Consider the following 16148-nt stretch of genomic DNA (forward strand, 5'->3'; position numbering starts at 1 on the left):
ACGACTTTCAGCTGACCGGCGCGGGATCCGGAGCGACGTCGTCCGCCGGTGTCCCCTCCGGAGCCACCGGCTCGGTGGGAACGGCCGGGGCCGCCGCCGGTACGGGATCCGGAGCGGGCGGTACCGGCGCGGCGACCTGGTTGCGGCGCATCTCCTGCTGGTAGGTCTCGTTGTAGGTCTTCCAGACCGTCGTGACGATCCCGGTGAGCTGGTTGAGGATCAGCGAGCCGTACTGGAAGTCCGACCTGAGGCCGTCCGGCACCGGGTAGGCGTCGGTGAGCGGCAGGCCGAGAATGCCCATGTCGGCGCCGAGCTGGAGGAAGCGCTCCAGGATCACGCCTATCACCTCGATGACACGGCCGTCGGGCGCGGTGTAGACGTAGCCGTTGGCGAACTTGGCGTACTGCTGACCCTGCGCGGCGGGCATCGGCTCGGACATCGCCTGACCCAGCGGGCCGTCCGGACCGCCCTTGGCCGAATAGTGCTTGGCGATGATGTTCTGGTCCACCAGGCTCATCAGCCGTGCCGTCAGCGCGGCGAGCGTCGCCAGATCGGACTCGGTGCGCTCCGGCAGCAGCGGGCGTTGCGGATTCTGCTGCGGCGCAGAGCCGCCCGGCGCGCCGGCGGCGATCTCGCGAATCCGGTCCATCAGCTCGTAGGCGGCGTCGCCGGGGCAGGTGGTGTGGCCGACGTCGCGGTGCGCGAACACGATCGGCAGGTCAACGGCCTCGCCCTGGGCGTACGGGGTGTATTCGGTGCCCTCGGAGTACATCGTGGTGCGGCCCTTGGGATCCAGGCCCGCGAGCCTGGTCCGCCAGCCGACGAACTTGCCGACGGCGTTCACCGCCTGGTCCGATGGCGCCTCGGACTCGTGATTGCCCATGAGGGCCACGCCCGCGGTGTTCTCGTTGAACCCGCCCGCGTGCGCGCCCTGCACCGGGCGGTCCAGCCCGCCGTAGCGCCCCTCGAAGATCTGGCCGTACTTGTCGACGAGGGCGTGGTAGCCGATGTCGCACCAGCCGAGGGTTTGGGCGTGATAGGTGTAGATCGCGCGGACGATGCCCGCCGATTCGGCCTTGCTGTAGTCGTTACGGCCAGCGGTGTGGTGCACGGTGACGCCGCCGAGGCTGTCGTCGTAGGTGGGTTCGTCGCAGCGGATGGATTCGTCCGCGCCCCACTGCGATCGGGTGATCACGTTAGGTCCGCCGCCGGGCAGCGCGCCTGCGACGTCGTTGAGCGCGCCGTCGATCGCGGCGCGGCCGGGATCGATCAGGACCGCGGTGAGCGACGGTGGCGTGAACTGAGCCGGATCGCCGCTGTGCGGTGCGGCGGCGGGCACGGGGTGCAGCGGACCGGATGCGGTACCGGGAGTTTGCGGTTCCGTAGCAGCGGATTTGCGGGTGACCAGAATCTGAACCGAGTTGGTGTTCCCGACGTAGATCGGCTCGGTGCCGGCGGTGCCCTCGGCCGGTGTGTGGTCGTCACGCCGAGTGTCGAGGGGTTCCGACTCGTACCAAGGGCCCCAGGTGCCGTTGGGCTGCCGGGCCCGCACCATGGCGCGCGTGTCCGCGAGATCGCGCGCGGTGAGGGCGACGACGCTGAAAGGCGTCTCCCGCGACAGCTCCTTGACCTGCGCGCCTACCTGGTCGAGCAGCTCGGACGGGAGTGCGCCGGGGGCCAGTGCGGGCGTGTCGGGAGTGGTTCCCTCCGGCAGGGCGGCCGGGTCGGAGATGAAGCGAGCCGCAGGCTTGGGCACCGGGCTCGGTGTGGCGGGGGCGGGTACGGGCTGGCCGGGTTTCGGAGGTGCCTGGACGGTCTGTGCTGGTAGGGGCTGTGCCGGGGGTGCGGCGGCCGGGCCGGGAACGGATTGACCGGGGATGGCCTGCGCGGATTGGCCGGGCATCGCGGGGTTGGTGGTCGCTGCCGCGGAGCCGGGAGTGGTGGGCGCGGATCGGCCGGGCATCTCGCGGTTGGTGGTCGGCGCCGTGAAGCCGGGTGCGGTCTGGCCGGGGGCGAACCGGGGGAGCGGAATCTCCTTCGGCAGCTGTACGCCCGGCGGCAGTGGCAGACCATCGGGTATCGGGATGGAAGACGGGATCGGCAGCATCCGTAAGTCGGATAGTCGCAGGTCGGGAAGGTCGAGACCGGTCAGTTCCCGCAGTGGGAGGGTGATCTCGGGTGCCTGCGTGAGCATCACTTCGGCCAGGCGCGCGGGCACCGCGGCCAGCTCGGACTCGTTGGCCGGGCGGTAGTCGGTCGAATCGCTCTGTGTGAGTGTCGCGAGCGGAGCCGCTACCGCAAGCGTGGTCACCATCGGGAGCACGTAAGAACGTTTCGGTTTGCGGTACGGCACGAGCATCTCCAATCGAATCGAACTGGTGATCAGGTGCGGAGATCAGGGTTGCTTCCTGATACATCAACGATCACACTAGTTCACATCTGTCACAGGTCTAAACCTTTTGTTGAGGATTAGAATCAGTGATTGCTCGAATGTAGCTCTCGGAATGCGACCGGACGGAACGACATGCCGACAGGTATTCGACTGATCCGGTCCTGGAAACCGTGGGAGATACGAATGCGACGCAGGCAGCAGCACGGTCCGAGCCGACGGGATATCGAAAAAGTGCAACACAGAAGGCATTCCAGGGTGCGGAACAGAATTCGGCCCGCCTCGATACCGGTCCGGCAGGCGCTCGTCACCGGATGCGCAGCCGTCCTCGCGGGCACGGCCGTCGCGCTCTGGAGCTGGTCGGGTGACGTGCCCATCAGGCCGCTCGCCGATCCCGGCCACGGCCGGGGGATGAGTCAGGTCGGCGCCTTCGACAGCGCCCAACAGGGCTGGCGCGCCGAACGCATACTCGAGCACTACTACCCGGGCGCGACACTCGCGACCATCCCGCCGACCAACCTGGCCGTCCGGCTCGTGGAACAGGACGGCTCCACCCTCGACGCATACGCGCAGGCCGGATTCCGGGTGGCGGGCCGGGAAGTGGCGCCGGGCCACGTCGCCCACCTCACGCCGCTGCCGGACGGCGGCGCGAACGTCGTCGTCACCGTCGGATGCGACGGCGAAGTCCTTTGGCAGACGGCCACTTCCGATCCGTGGATCTATCCCCTCGACCCCAACCCGAACCGGCCGGTGGCCGAACATCTCACCCTGTGCGGCGGAACCGCCTACCGCGGCTCGCTCGGCCTCGCCACCGAGAACGGTGAGCCGCGCACGATCAACCGGGTGGACGTGGAGGACTACCTGCTCGGCGTCGTCCCGGCCGAAGTCCAGGCGAACTGGGTCGACAAGGGCGCGAGCGAGGCACTGCGCGCGCAGGCGATCGCGGCCCGGTCCTATGCGCTCGCCGATCGCAGGTATCCGTACGCGCAGACCTGCGACACCACCGACTGTCAGATGTATCCCGGTACGGCGAAGGAAGATCCGCACACCGCCGCGGTCATCGCGTCCACCGCGGGCACCGTGCTGCTGCGCGACGGCCGCATTCTGCGCTCGGAGTACTCCGCCGGGCCGGACGGCGGCGAACCCGCCGGCATCTACGCCTTCGAGGTGGGCCCCACGCCTGCCGAACTCGCCGTGGGTCGTCCGCCGACGGACCCGCGGCCGGATCCGCGCACCCGGGCCGCGACGACGCACTCGCCGATCGAGCTCGAATATCAGCGCCTCGGCGGCGAGGCGAGCTCGCTGGGCGCCCCGCTCGGACCCGAGATGCTGCTGCCGCAGCGGGCGGGCAGCTACCGGTTGTTCAGCAACGGCGTCATCATCGTGACACCGACCCTCGGTGCGCAGGTGGTCGACTTCACGACGCTGTTGCAGCTCGTGCCCGAGCCGGTCATCGAGGGGGGTGTGCCGATGGGTTCCGCGGCGAAGCCCGGTGGGGCGGCCACGCCGGACACCGCGTCTACGCCGACGTCAGGGGCTGCGGTGCCCTCGAGTGGGCTGCCCGGTGCCGACCCCTCGGCGGCCGGGAATGTGCCGTCCGGTGCGCAGGCGCTGCCCGGTGGCCGTGCGGCGCCCGGCGCGGAGGCGTCGGCGAGTGACGGCGTGCGGCCCGGTGCCGCGCCGTCGGTGGGCACCGCGCCCGGAAGTGGTGGCGTGGCCGGCGCACCTGCGCAGCCGGGCGTACCGAATGGGCAGGCGCCGACCCCGGAGCTCGCCGTACCGTCGCTCGAGGAGGTGTTCGGGCACCGCTGATCGGCGAAGCGCAGCAAGGTGTTTCGGCCTCCACCGGGCTGCCGGATGAGACATTCTCCCGAGCGTCGAGCGTCGAGCGTCGAGCGTCGAGCGTCGAGCGTCGAGCGTCGAGCGTCGAGCGTCGAGCGTCGAGCGTCGAGCGTCGAGCGTCGAGGATCGAGGATCGAGGGTCGGGCGTCGGACGCCTGGGCAGGTTCCGACGGCAGGCCACGGCGGCGTGCGCGCCCGGCGGCCGGTTTGCGCTGGGTCGGCCCAGTGCGGGCGTACTCCGGTGTGGCGCGGTGGGTTCCGGCTAGGGGGTCAGTCCAGTTCGGTATCGCCCAGCGACTCGGCCAGCCGACGAAGCAAGGCGGTCAGTTCTTCGCGGTCCTGAGCGCCGAGGGCTTCGAGCAGGCGCTGTTCGTTGGCGATGTGCAGCGGCAGTAGCTCGTCGACGAGTTTTCTGCCCTCGGCGGTGAGGCGGACGCGGATGGAGCGTCGGTCCTCGGCGGACGGCACCCGTTCGACCAGGCCTTTGGCGGCCAATCGGTCGATGCGGTTGGTAATGGCGCCGGAGGTGACCATCGCGGCCCGGTTCAGCGCGCCCGCGGTGAGTCCTTCCGCGCCGCCGGAGCGGCGCAGGGTCGCGAGCACGTCGAACTCCCAGAACTCCAGGCCGTGTCCGGCGAAGAAGCGCTTGAGATCCTGCTCGAGTAACCGGGACAAACGGGTGATCCTGCCGATGATGTGCATCGGCGAGACGTCGACGTCGGGGCGCTCGCGGCCCCAGTGCTCCGTGATCAGGTCGACGGCGTCTCCCATCGCAACTCCTCTCTGTTCTAAGAATCTCAACATTCATCTACTTGACGATGAGGCATCGCCCGGAGTAGATATTTCAACGTTGAGATTATCAATGAGGAGCGACCGACATGTCCATCACCACCGCGGCACGGAACCCCTACGCGGGCACCCTCGCGCTCACCGCCCTCACGCCGATCGTCTGGGGGTCCACCTACGCCGTCACCACCGAGTTCCTGCCGCCGGACCGGCCGCTGTTCACCGCGCTGATGCGCGCGCTGCCCGCCGGGCTCGTGCTGCTCGCGCTCACCCGCACGCTGCCGAAGGGTCTGTGGGTCGGCCGCGCCGCGGCGCTCGGTGTGCTCAACATCGGCGCGTTCTTCCCGCTGCTGTTCCTCGCCGCCTACCGGCTGCCCGGCGGCGTCGCGGGCGTGCTCGGCGCGGTCGCGCCGATGTTCGCGCTGCTCTTCGCCGCCGGAGTGCTGAACGAAAGGCCCACCGGCCGTAAGGTTCTCGCCGGAGTGATCGGTGTGTTCGGCGTTTCGCTCGTGGTGCTGCGGGCCACCGCTCAGCTCGACACCGTCGGTGTGTTCGCCGGACTGGCGGGTGCGGGATCGATGGCGCTCGGCACGGTGCTGACCAAGAAATGGGGCCGACCCGACGGCGTCGGCCCGCTGGCCATGACGGGCTGGCAGCTCACCGCGGGCGGCCTGCTCATCCTCCCGCTCGCCGCGCTGATCGAAGGCGCACCGCCCGCGCTGGACGCCCAGGCCGTCGGCGGCTACCTCTACCTCGGCGTGATCGGCACCGCGCTGGCCTACTGGCTGTGGTTCCGCGGCATCGCGAAGGTGCCCGCCACCTCGGTCGCGTTCCTCGGACTGCTCAGCCCGGTCTCGGCGGCGGTCATCGGCTGGGTCGCGTTGGGCCAGGCCCTGACTCCGTTGCAGGTGCTCGGCATGGGGATCGCGCTCGGCGGCACGTTGCTGGGGCAGACCACCGTGCGGCCGAAGGTCGGCGGGGCCGTCGCGGTCGGCGGGGCCGAGCGGGTTGGTGGGGTCGAGAAGGTCGACGCGGCCGAAGCGGGCGAGGAGGCTGTGGTGGTCGGCGGGGCCGAGCGGGTTGGTGGGGCCGAGAAGGTCGGCGAGGTTGCCGCGCTCGAAAATGGCGGGCGTACGGCGGGCGCGGCGCGCATGCTGGTGGAGACGAGGGCGAAGAACTAGCGCAAAAGTGGGTTGACCTTAACGTAACGTCAACTTGCAGACTGGTTTCACCGACGAGAGAAGGAAGGAGCGCCCGGTCGTGACCGCGGGCACCCGGACCGGCGAGTGGTCCATCCAGGATCTGGCGAAGGCGGCCGGTACCACCAGCCGCACGCTGCGCCACTACGGGCAGCTCGGGCTGTTGCCGCCCAGCCGGATCGGCGCCAACGGGTACCGCTACTACGACCAGGACTCCCTCGTGCGGCTGCAACGCATCCTGCTGCTTCGTGAACTCGGCCTCGGCCTCCCGGTCATCGCCGAAGTGCTCGCGGGCGAACAGGACGCCGCCGCCGCACTGCGTACGCACCTGGATCTGCTTCGGCAGGAACAGGATCGGATCCGACGCCAGATCGAATCGGTGCACACCACGCTGCAGAAGACGGAAAGAGGTGAAAAACTCGTGGCAGCAGAGGTTTTCGACGGGTTCGACCACACGCAGTACAAGGACGAGGTCATCGAGCGCTGGGGCAAGGAGGCCTACGAAAGCGGTGATCGCTGGTGGCGGTCGCTCACCGACCAGCAGAAGAAGGATTTCCAGCAGACCCAGCTGGACATCGCCGCCGATTTCGCTCGCGCGCATGCCGCCGGGCTCCCGGCGGACAGCGATGAGGTCCAGGCCATCACAGCCCGGCACCGCGCCTGGTTGGGCGACAGCTGGGGCGGCAAGCCGGTGACGGCCGACGCCTTCATCGGACTCGGCGAGATGTATGTCGCCGACCCGCGATTCACCGCCAACTACGACGCGCATGGCGCGGGTACCGCCGCGTTCGTGCGCGACGCGATGAAGGTCTACGCCGAGGCCAACCTGCGGTAGGCGTACCTTCGGCTCCCCTCCCTGCCGGGCGCGAGCTCACCGACGAGCTCTGTCCGGCGGCGTTCACCGACCAGGTGAAAATCCAGCGCCCGCACGCGGATTCGCGTGCGGGCGCCTTTGCGTGCATGATCATGGGTTCGCTCGAAGCGGGAGGGATGACGCGTGCACGAGCAGGAAGCCGGTCGAAAAGAACCAGTTGCCGACGAATTGGAGTCGGCCCCGGCGGATTTCGGCCCCGCGCCACAGCCGAGCGGAGCGACCGCGAAAACTGCGGCGGTGCTGGCGATGCTGGTGGGCGGCATCGGAGGCTTCGCGGCAATCCCGTGGCTGGTCCCCGGCGAACGCACCGATGCCGTTGGTTCGGCCGGGTATGTGCTCGGCGCGGTGATCGCGTCCATCGGACTGCTCTATTTCACCGGTGGAGTGCTGTTGTTCCGGCGGAAGACGGCCGGGCGGGTCATCGTGATCGGGGTGGCGGCAGTACTCGCGCTTGCCGGTTTCACGGCCGCGGGTTTCGGTCCGGCGGTCGGTCAGCGTGACGCGCTGATTGGCGGGTTCTTCCAGGTCGGGATCCTGACGCTGGCTTCTCTCGGTGCGACGGGGGAGTGGATCGCGGCGGGCCGGGCGCCGCGCTGACCGATCGCCGCGCGCGGGGCAATCCGTGCGCATACTTTATGTGTTCGACCGACCGAATCGGAGGGGCAAGACGCATGCTCTACAGCCAGGAGAGTTCGGGCACTCGGCAGGCCGAGCCCGGGACGCTCGCGACCGCCGTCGCGCTGTTCGCGGCCATCGGCGCGGCGGCGAACCTGGTCGGGCTGCTCGTCCTCGGCTTCGGTTTCTTCGGCGACACGGGACACTACGACAACTCGCTCGCAGTCTCGACCGCGCTCGGCACCCTGCTGCTGGTGTGTGCGCTCGGCTACGGCTCCGCCCTGACCCTCCGCGGCGACGAGGACGGGCGCTTCACGGTGCTCGTCGCCGCTGGCGTATGGACGGCTGTCGGGATCGCCGGACTGCTCGCCGGGCTGTTCGGCTACGACTCCGAGTACGGCATCCACTGGGCCGAGCAAGGCGGTGTCGGGGTGGACATCGCCACGTCGACCGCGGGCCTGGTCGGCACCGTGACGGCGATGGTGCACGGCGACTGGCTGCCGAACCTCACGGGACTGGCACTGCCCGTGGTCATTTCGGGCCTCGCCGCGCTGTCGGCGCGTCGCTCGCAGTGAGCGTGCCGCCCCGCGGTCCTTGCGCGGCGGCCCGCCACCGATAAGGTCCCCGATGGGCTACCTGTACCAGCAGCCGGGGTATCGCCTGTGCAGCCGCCGATGCCGCTATCGCCCGGGCCCGCGACGACGACCCTCCGCAGCGGCAGTCACTTCCGAAGTGCTTGCATCAGTTGGGCTTCGGTGATCGGAGGGACGGGGAGGGGATGGGCGGCGGGGGCGCGGAGGCCGTCGAGGGTGAGGGCGAGGTTGCGGCGCCAGGCATCGGGGGCGATGTGGGCGGTGGCTTCCAGGACGCGGGTGTGCGACCAAGTGATGAACGCGATGTCCTCGAGCACCCAGTCGGTGCGCAGAACGCCTGCTTGCTGTGCGCGGGTGATGATTTCACGCATCACTTCGTGGCCGTACTCCTGGGCGCGTGCGACGGCGGGGCTTGGCGCGGCGCGCAGGGCGAGGTCGCTGAGCAGCCGGTCGGAAGCCTGGAGTTCGCAGACCTTTTCGACCAGGTAGGCGAATGAGTCCCAGGGGTCGTCGATCTCGCGCGCCTGTTCGGCGATGCGGCTCCCCGCTTCGAGGCGGTCTTCTACGGCGGCCGCGATGAGGTCGTCGCGGGTGGGGAAGCGGTTGTAGAGGGTTCCGATGGCGACGCCTGCCCGTGCGGCGACCTCCTTGAGCGGGGCGTCGAGCCCGCGCTCGGTGAACACCTGCCGTGCCGCCGTCACCAACGCGTCCCGGTTGCGGCGGGCGTCGCTGCGTAACGGCTTGTCCTCGGGCACCGGCCGATCCTACAAATCTCCGATCGGGAATATCTCGAGCATAGGTTCAAGTTAATGCTGGCGCCGGTTTAACTTGAACAGGCACTCAACTTAGCTAGGACGGGTGAAATGACCAGAACCATCGCGATATTCGGCTACGGGCCTGGCCTCGGCGTCGGCACCGCGAGGCGCTTCGGCAAGGAGGGCTTCCGCGTCGCGATCGTCGGCCGCGACGCGGAACGCGCGAGCCGCAACGCCGACCATCTCACTGCGGAAGGCATCGAGGCGGCCGCCTTCGCCGCGGACGTCACCGACGCGGGTCAACTCCAGAAAGCCATCGACGACATCACCGCGACACTCGGCCCAATCGATGTCGCGGTGCACGGTGCGGCGGCCGACCCCTCCGCCCGCACCCCGTCCACCCTCGAGGTGGACGTGGCGGCCCTGTCCATCCCGATCACGCTGAAGCTGCACTCGCCGATCCTGCTGACCCGCGCGCTGGCCCCCGCGATGATCGAGCGCGGCGACGGCGCGCTGCTGTTCTCCTCGGGCTCGTCCGAGCGTCACCTGCTGCCCTACCTGGCCAACTTCGGCGTCGCCCTGGCCGCGCAGCGCGCCTACGTTCGTCAGCTGCACGCCGAACTGCGCGGCACCGGCGTCTACGCGGGCCTGCTCAACATCGGCGCGCTGATCGGCAACAGCAAGGCCGAACGCCTGGTCGACGAACACCCCGAACTGGTACCGCCCGGCATCGAACTCCCACGCATCACCAACGCCGAACTGGGCGACCACTATTGGCGCATGTACACCGACCGCACCCACGACGAACTCGACGTCGGCTTCCCCGCCTGACGCGGCCCACCGCACACCGACTTCACAGACCTTTCGTACGCTTCGCACCCCCTGCAACCTCTGCGAAGCGTACGAACCCTCTGTGAAGGCGAACCTCAGGCCGCGCACATGGACTGCATGACGCCTTTGAGGATCGGTGCGCCGTAGGCGGCGGGGGAGAAGGCCAGCGTTTGGACGATCGAGAGCGGTGTCGTCACGCTGGAGGCCACGCCGGTGAAGCCGAGGGCCATGTTGCCCGCGGTGAGCAAGAGGCTGGTGATGTCGAGGGTGAGGGTGGCCAGGTCGAACGCGTGCTCGACGCGCACCTCGGCGAGCGGCACGGTGTTCAGCGCGCGGCCCTCATAGAGGCTGAAGCCGAGGTTGGTGAGGAAGGTCAGCGGTCCGTAGTCGATGGCGTGCACCAGCGGGCCGAGCTCCTCGGTGCGGCGCAGCAGCGCCAGTTCGGCGACCCGGTTCTCGCTCAGGAACGCCTGCACCGAGTCGGCGGCGGCGTGCATCGCGGGACGGTCCAGCGGCAGGTCGGCGGCGTCGAGATAAGTCCTGGTGCGTTCGACGAGGGCGGCGGTGGTGAGCTCGGCCAGCGGGGTGCAGGTGCCGTCGGCGCGCACAAGGGCGTTGGCCAGGTCGATCAGCGGTGCGGGCAGTTCGACACGCTCGATCGGGTATTCGTCCAGCTCGAGCCGCGGGTAGGCGTTCGGCGCGGCGCAGTTGGCCGCGATGAACTCCTGCACCTTGCGCGTCACCGCTTTCACACCGTTGAACATCGCGCCGACGATCGGTTTGAGGAAGAAGCCCGCGGTGGGCACCAGGCTGGCGGCCAGCTGGGCCGGGATCTTCACGATCCTGGTCGCCAGCACGAACACCTCGATGGCGTCGTTCACGGTGAGCTGGGAGACCGACATGGTCTCGTGAATGCGCCCGGTGCGCACCGCGTCCAGGCCGTTGACCAGGTAGGTGACGATCGGATCGTCGAGGAATTCCGGCCGCTCGCCCACCTCGGCCGGCTGTTTGGGCAGACCGTCGCGGTGCACCCGTACGGCGGCGATGGTGGCGCGGAAGTCGGCGACCTGGCGGTCGTATCCCGCGACCTGCTCTGCCGGGACGAGCGTGCGCACGGCGCTCGCGGCCGCGGTGACCACGTCATCGAAGGTGGGCGCGCCGGTGACGCAGAGCGCGGCGCCGTCGGTGACGGGCGTCGCGGCGAGGGAATCGTCGTCGGCGCGGGCGGTGGCGGGGATCAGGACGCTGGTGCCCAGGACTGCGCACAAGGCGAGTGCGCCAGTCAGCGGGGCGAGGAGGCGCGGGATACGCATGGCGAGCCACTCCGGTCGGTCGATCGTTGGTGCGGTGATGGACCAACGCGGGAAAACTGGACGGTTGTTTAGTTCGGCTGCATATGTAATAGCGCCTTCATGGCCGCCACGTAGCCGTTTCGGCGAACAACGCGGGAAATTCCGGTTGCCACGGTCCCCAGCCGCCTTCCCCCCGGACCGCGCACGGACTTCCGATACTCTGGGCTCCCGTGACCGTCGCATCGTCCCCCGGTAACTCCGCCGCCCCCTCCACCCAGTTCGATCTGATCGTCGTCGGCTCCGGATTCTTCGGGCTGACCATTGCCGAACGCGCCGCCAATGTCCTCGGCAAACGCGTGCTGGTGCTAGATCGCCGCTATCACCTCGGCGGCAACGCCTACTCGGAGCCGGAACCGGAAACCGGGATCGAGATCCACAAATACGGTGCGCACCTGTTCCACACCTCGAACAAGAAGGTATGGGACTACGTCACGCAGTTCACCGAGTTCACCGGCTACCAGCACCGGGTGTTCGCGATGCACAAGGGGCAGGCCTACCAGTTCCCGATGGGTCTCGGCCTGATCTCGCAGTTCTTCGGCCGTTACTTCACGCCCGCCGAGGCGCGCGCGCTGATCGCCGAGCAGGCCGCCGAGGTCGAGACCAAGGACGCGCAGAACCTCGAGGAGAAGGCCATCTCGCTGATCGGCCGCCCGCTCTACGAGGCGTTCGTCCGCGACTACACCGCCAAGCAGTGGCAGACCGACCCCAAGGAACTGCCCGCGGGCAACATCACCCGTCTTCCGGTGCGCTACAACTTCGACAACCGCTACTTCAACGACACCTTCGAGGGCCTGCCGGCCCAGGGATACACGAAGTGGCTGGAGAACATGGCCGCCTCCGAACTCATCGAGGTCCGGCTGGACACCGACTGGTTCGAGGTGCGCGACGAGCTGCGCGCCCAGAACCCCGACGCTCCCGTGGTCTACACCGGCGCGCTGGACCGCTACTTCGACTACAGCGAGGGCGAACTCGGTTGGCGCACCATCGACTTCGAGACCGAAGTGCTCGAAACCGGTGACTACCAGGGCACCTCGGTGATGAACTACAACGACGCGGATGTGCCGTACACCCGCATCATCGAGCCGCGCCACTTCCACCCCGAGCGCGAGTACCCCACCGACAAGACGGTGATCATGCGCGAGTACTCCCGTTTCGCGCAGACCGGCGACGAGCCGTACTACCCGATCAACACGCCTGAGGACCGCGCCAAGCTGCTCGCCTACCGCGAGCGCGCCAAGCAGGAAACCGCCTCGGCGAAGGTGCTTTTCGGTGGCCGCCTCGGCACCTACCAGTACCTGGACATGCACATGGCCATCGGCTCCGCGCTGAGCATGTTCGACAATGTGCTCCGGCCGCATCTGGAGTCGGGCGCGCCTCTCGTGGATCAGGAGGCGTAGTCGAGAATGACCTCTTCACCGATGCTGGAAGACATGACGACCGAGACCCGCGCGAAATCGCTGCTGCAGCGCATCATCCTGCCCCGGCCGGGTGAGCCCCTCGACGTGCGCACCCTCTACCTGGAGGAATCGGCGACCAACGCCAAGCGGGCACACGCGACCACCCGCACCTCGCTGTCCATCGGCGCGGAGTCCGAGGTCTCGTTCTGCACCTACTTCAACGCGCTGCCTGCCAGCTACTGGCGCCGCTGGAGCGTGCTGACCTCGGTGGTGCTGCGGCTGGAGCTGGCCGGGCACGGCCGGGTCGACATGTATCGCTCCAAGGCCGACGGCTCGCGAATTCACGTACAGGGCAGCGAGTTCGCCGTCGCATCGGGCGCCGACTCGACCACCGTGGAGTTCGAAACCGACCTGGCACCGTTCGAGGACGGCGGCTGGATCTGGTTCGACATCACCACCGACACGGCGGTCACGCTGCTCTCCGGCGGCTGGTACGCGCCGATCGAGGCGCCGGGCGACGGCAGCATCGCGGTCGGCATGCCCACCTTCAACCGGCCCACCGACGCGGTGAAGACCCTCGGCGCCCTCGGCTCCGACCCGCTGGTGCTGGAGAAGATCAAGGCCGTCATCATCCCGGACCAGGGCACCAAGAAGGTCGTCGACGAGCCCGGTTTCGCGGAGGCGGCCGCGGTGCTCGGCGACCGGCTCGCCATCCACGACCAGCCCAACCTGGGCGGCTCCGGCGGTTACAGCCGGGTCATGTACGAGGCGCTGAAGACCACCGACGCCCAGTACATCGTCTACATGGACGACGACATCGAGATCGAGCCCGACTCGATCCTGCGCGCGCTGGCCTTCTCCCGGTTCAGCAAGTCGCCGGTGCTGGTCGGCGGGCAGATGCTCAACCTCCAGGAGCGCTCGCACCTGCACGTCATGGGCGAGGTGGTCGACCGGAGCATCTTCATGTGGACGGCGGCGCCCAACGTCGAATACGACCACGATTTCTCCAAGTACCCGCTGCGCGACCGCGACAACTCCAAGCTGCTGCACCGGCGCATCGACGTCGACTTCAACGGCTGGTGGACCTGCGTGATCCCACGCCAGGTCGCCGAGGAGCTGGGCCAGCCGCTGCCGCTGTTCCTGAAGTGGGACGACGCCGAATACGGCCTGCGCGCCCGCGACGCCGGCTACCCGACCGTCACGCTGCCCGGCGCCGCGGTCTGGCACATGGCGTGGAGCGACAAGGACGACGCCATCGACTGGCAGGCGTACTTCCACCTGCGCAACCGCCTGGTGGTCGCCTCGCTGCACATGCCGGGCGACGGGCGCGGCATGATCGTCAACACCGTCAAGGCCACGCTCAAGCACCTACTCTGCCTGGAGTACTCGACGGTGGCGGTCCAGAACCTCGCCATCCGCGACTTCCTCGCGGGCCCGGAGCGGCTGTTCCAGCTGCTGCCGAGCGCGCTCGGCGCGGTCCACGCACTGCGCAAGCAGTACCCGGACGCGGTGATCCTGCCCTCCTCCACCGACCTGCCGCTGGCCAGCCATATCGGCGTCGGCGCGGTGGGCGAGCCGCCGAACCCGATCGCGAAGGTCGTCCGGCTGGCCAAGGGCGTGGTGCACAACCTGCGCCCGGCGCACACCGAACACCACGAGACCCCGCAGCTGAACGTGCCGACGCTGGACGCGCGCTGGTTCCTGCTCTCGCAGGTCGACGGCGTCACCGTCACGACGGCCGACGGCCGCGGCGTCGTCTACCGCAAGCGCGACCCGCGCCAAGCCTTGGCCCTGTTCAAGGAGGCCATGCGGCTGCGCAAGGAACTCGCGGCCCGCTTCCCCGAGATGCAGCAGCGCTACCGCGCCGCGCACCCGCGGCTCACCAGCACCGCGGCCTGGGAGAAGGCATTCGGCATCGACCAGAACGGAAACAAGTAGTGAGTGCGGTCAACCCGAGCCTCCAGGATTCGGCCACCCGGCCGCCGGAGGTCGCGATCATCAACGCCGTGCAGTCGAGCATCGGCACCAATCCGACGGTCGTCTCGGCCGCGCGCGGCATGTCGCACTTCGGTGAGCACGCGCTCGGTTGGGTCGGCATCGCGGCGGCCGGATGGTTGCTCGACAAGCCGCGGCGGCGGCAGTGGGCGGGGGTCGCGGTGGGCGCGGTCGGCGCGCACGCGGCCTCCATCGTGATCAAGCGCGTGGTCAGGCGCCCGCGCCCCAACGATCCGTCGGTGCAGGTCAACGTGGGGACGCCGAGCAAGCTGAGCTTCCCCTCCTCGCATGCCACCTCCACGACGGCGGCTGCGGTGTTGCTCGGCAGACTCACCGGGCTACCCTTGCCTGCGGTGCTCGTCCCACCGATGTTGCTCTCCCGAGTCGTACTCGGGGTGCACTATCCCTCCGACGTGCTCGCCGGATCCGCGCTCGGTGCCGCGTCCGCCGCTGCCCTGCTAGCCGCCGAAAAGAGACTCGACCCGCGGCGCGAGCGACGGGCCCGGAGGAGGTAGCTTGCGTAACCATGCAGGGCACCGGGAGCGCCGCAAATCAAACACAGTTCGCACAAGAAAAGGCCTTGGTTGACATGAGTGAAGAGCCGACCGGCGCCGATCTGGCCGAGGCCGTTGTCAAGGGTCCGCCGAAGACGCTGGCGGGCGGTCTGATCAAGGCTGTCCGGCCGCGTCAGTGGGTCAAGAACGTCCTCGTGCTCGCTGCCCCGCTCGCCGCGGGCTCGGTGACCGAGATCGACGTGCTCGCCCACGTCGGCGTCGCCTTCGTGGTGTTCTGCATGGCGGCCTCGGGCATCTACCTGGTCAACGACGCGCTGGACGTGGAGGCCGACCGGGCCCACCCGACCAAGCGGTTCCGCCCCATCGCGGCGGGCATCGTCCCGATAAACCTGGCCTTCGGCCTGTCCGCGGTGCTGCTGATCGGCTCGATCATCGGCTCGTTCCTCGCGGCCTGGCAGCTGGCGGTGGTGATGGCGGTCTACATCGTCATCCAGCTGGCCTACTGCTTCGGGCTCAAGCACCAAGCGGTGCTGGACATCTGCATCGTGTCCAGCGGCTTCCTGCTGCGCGCCGTCGCGGGTGGCGCGGCCGCGGCCATCCCGCTCTCGCAGTGGTTCCTGCTGATCATGGCGTTCGGTTCGCTGTTCATGGCGGCGGGCAAGCGCTACGCCGAACTGCAGATCGCGTTGGGTACCGGCGCCAAGATCCGCAAGTCGCTGGAGTACTACACGCCCACCTACCTGCGCTTCATCTGGACGCTCGCGGCCACCGCCGTCGTGGTGTTCTACGGGCTGTGGGCCTTCGAGCAGGATCGAGCAAACGACACCACCTGGTTCGCCGTCTCGATGATCCCGTTTACCATCGCAATCCTGCGTTACGCGGTCGACGTCGACGGTGGCGAGGCCGGAGAGCCCGAAGAGATCGCGCTGGGGGATCGCGTCCTCCAGTTCCTCGCAATCGCCTGGATCGGAGCGGTAGGTGTCGCTGTCTATCTCACCTGACGAG

General features: G+C 68.8%; 14 protein-coding genes. 10 read left to right on the plus strand and 4 right to left on the minus strand.

The genetic code is table 11. From position 1 onward, the window contains the following. Positions 1-7: 7 nt before the first annotated feature. Positions 8-2314 (minus strand): N-acetylmuramoyl-L-alanine amidase, encoded by a 2307-nt coding sequence (locus AB0H50_RS09365; protein WP_357448893.1) that lies wholly within the window; start codon positions 2312-2314, stop codon positions 8-10. A gap of 333 nt (positions 2315-2647) precedes the next feature. On the opposite strand from AB0H50_RS09365, the gene AB0H50_RS09370 reads away from it, so the two are divergent. Continuing rightward, a complete protein-coding gene (locus AB0H50_RS09370; protein WP_357448895.1) occupies positions 2648-4201 on the plus strand; it encodes a SpoIID/LytB domain-containing protein in 1554 nt (517 codons plus the stop codon). 300 nt (positions 4202-4501) lie between these two features. On the opposite strand, the gene AB0H50_RS09375 is transcribed toward AB0H50_RS09370, so the two are convergent. Further along, on the minus strand, positions 4502-5002 hold the full coding sequence (locus AB0H50_RS09375; protein WP_357448897.1) for a MarR family transcriptional regulator: 501 nt from the start codon (positions 5000-5002) through the stop codon (positions 4502-4504). 107 nt (positions 5003-5109) lie between these two features. On the opposite strand from AB0H50_RS09375, the gene AB0H50_RS09380 reads away from it, so the two are divergent. The 4 genes from AB0H50_RS09380 to AB0H50_RS09395 all read left to right on the plus strand — a co-directional run bounded on the left by AB0H50_RS09380 (position 5110) and on the right by AB0H50_RS09395 (position 8280). Further along, complete coding sequence (locus AB0H50_RS09380) at positions 5110-6198, plus strand: EamA family transporter (RefSeq protein ID WP_357448899.1); 1089 nt, start codon at positions 5110-5112, stop codon at positions 6196-6198. Between the two features lie 79 nt (positions 6199-6277). Beyond that, entirely contained in the window at positions 6278-7051 is a 774-nt protein-coding gene (locus tag AB0H50_RS09385; protein ID WP_357448901.1) for a MerR family transcriptional regulator, read from the plus strand. A gap of 162 nt (positions 7052-7213) precedes the next feature. Continuing rightward, entirely contained in the window at positions 7214-7687 is a 474-nt protein-coding gene (locus AB0H50_RS09390) for a hypothetical protein (RefSeq protein WP_357448903.1), read from the plus strand. 74 nt (positions 7688-7761) lie between these two features. Beyond that, the gene (locus tag AB0H50_RS09395) at positions 7762-8280 is read left to right on the plus strand and encodes a hypothetical protein (protein ID WP_357448904.1); all 519 of its coding nucleotides are present in this window, start codon (positions 7762-7764) and stop codon (positions 8278-8280) included. A 146-nt stretch (positions 8281-8426) separates the two neighbouring features. Here the strand turns inward: AB0H50_RS09395 and AB0H50_RS09400 are convergent, their stop codons facing one another. Further along, positions 8427-9053 (minus strand): helix-turn-helix domain-containing protein, encoded by a 627-nt coding sequence (locus tag AB0H50_RS09400; RefSeq protein ID WP_357448906.1) that lies wholly within the window; start codon positions 9051-9053, stop codon positions 8427-8429. A 108-nt stretch (positions 9054-9161) separates the two neighbouring features. Between AB0H50_RS09400 and AB0H50_RS09405 the strand changes: the two genes are divergently transcribed. After that, complete coding sequence (locus tag AB0H50_RS09405) at positions 9162-9884, plus strand: SDR family oxidoreductase (RefSeq protein ID WP_357448908.1); 723 nt, start codon at positions 9162-9164, stop codon at positions 9882-9884. A 95-nt stretch (positions 9885-9979) separates the two neighbouring features. On the opposite strand, the gene AB0H50_RS09410 is transcribed toward AB0H50_RS09405, so the two are convergent. Continuing rightward, positions 9980-11197: a hypothetical protein gene (locus AB0H50_RS09410; RefSeq protein WP_357448910.1), complete on the minus strand. Its 1218-nt coding sequence runs from the start codon at positions 11195-11197 to the stop codon at positions 9980-9982. A gap of 209 nt (positions 11198-11406) precedes the next feature. On the opposite strand from AB0H50_RS09410, the gene glf reads away from it, so the two are divergent. The 4 genes from glf (at position 11407) to AB0H50_RS09430 (ending at position 16144) form a co-directional block, all read left to right on the plus strand. Then, a complete protein-coding gene (glf, locus tag AB0H50_RS09415) occupies positions 11407-12633 on the plus strand; it encodes a UDP-galactopyranose mutase (protein ID WP_357448912.1) in 1227 nt (408 codons plus the stop codon). A 6-nt stretch (positions 12634-12639) separates the two neighbouring features. Next, positions 12640-14571: a glycosyltransferase gene (locus AB0H50_RS09420; RefSeq protein WP_357448914.1), complete on the plus strand. Its 1932-nt coding sequence runs from the start codon at positions 12640-12642 to the stop codon at positions 14569-14571. Continuing rightward, complete coding sequence (locus tag AB0H50_RS09425) at positions 14571-15143, plus strand: phosphatase PAP2 family protein (protein ID WP_357448916.1); 573 nt, start codon at positions 14571-14573, stop codon at positions 15141-15143. Before AB0H50_RS09420 ends, AB0H50_RS09425 begins: the two co-directional genes overlap by 1 nt. A gap of 74 nt (positions 15144-15217) precedes the next feature. Beyond that, a complete protein-coding gene (locus tag AB0H50_RS09430; protein ID WP_357448918.1) occupies positions 15218-16144 on the plus strand; it encodes a decaprenyl-phosphate phosphoribosyltransferase in 927 nt (308 codons plus the stop codon). The last annotated feature ends 4 nt before the right edge of the window (positions 16145-16148 follow it).

This window comes from Nocardia sp. NPDC050793, assembly GCF_040654065.1.
In the GTDB taxonomy this organism is placed as follows: domain Bacteria; phylum Actinomycetota; class Actinomycetes; order Mycobacteriales; family Mycobacteriaceae; genus Nocardia.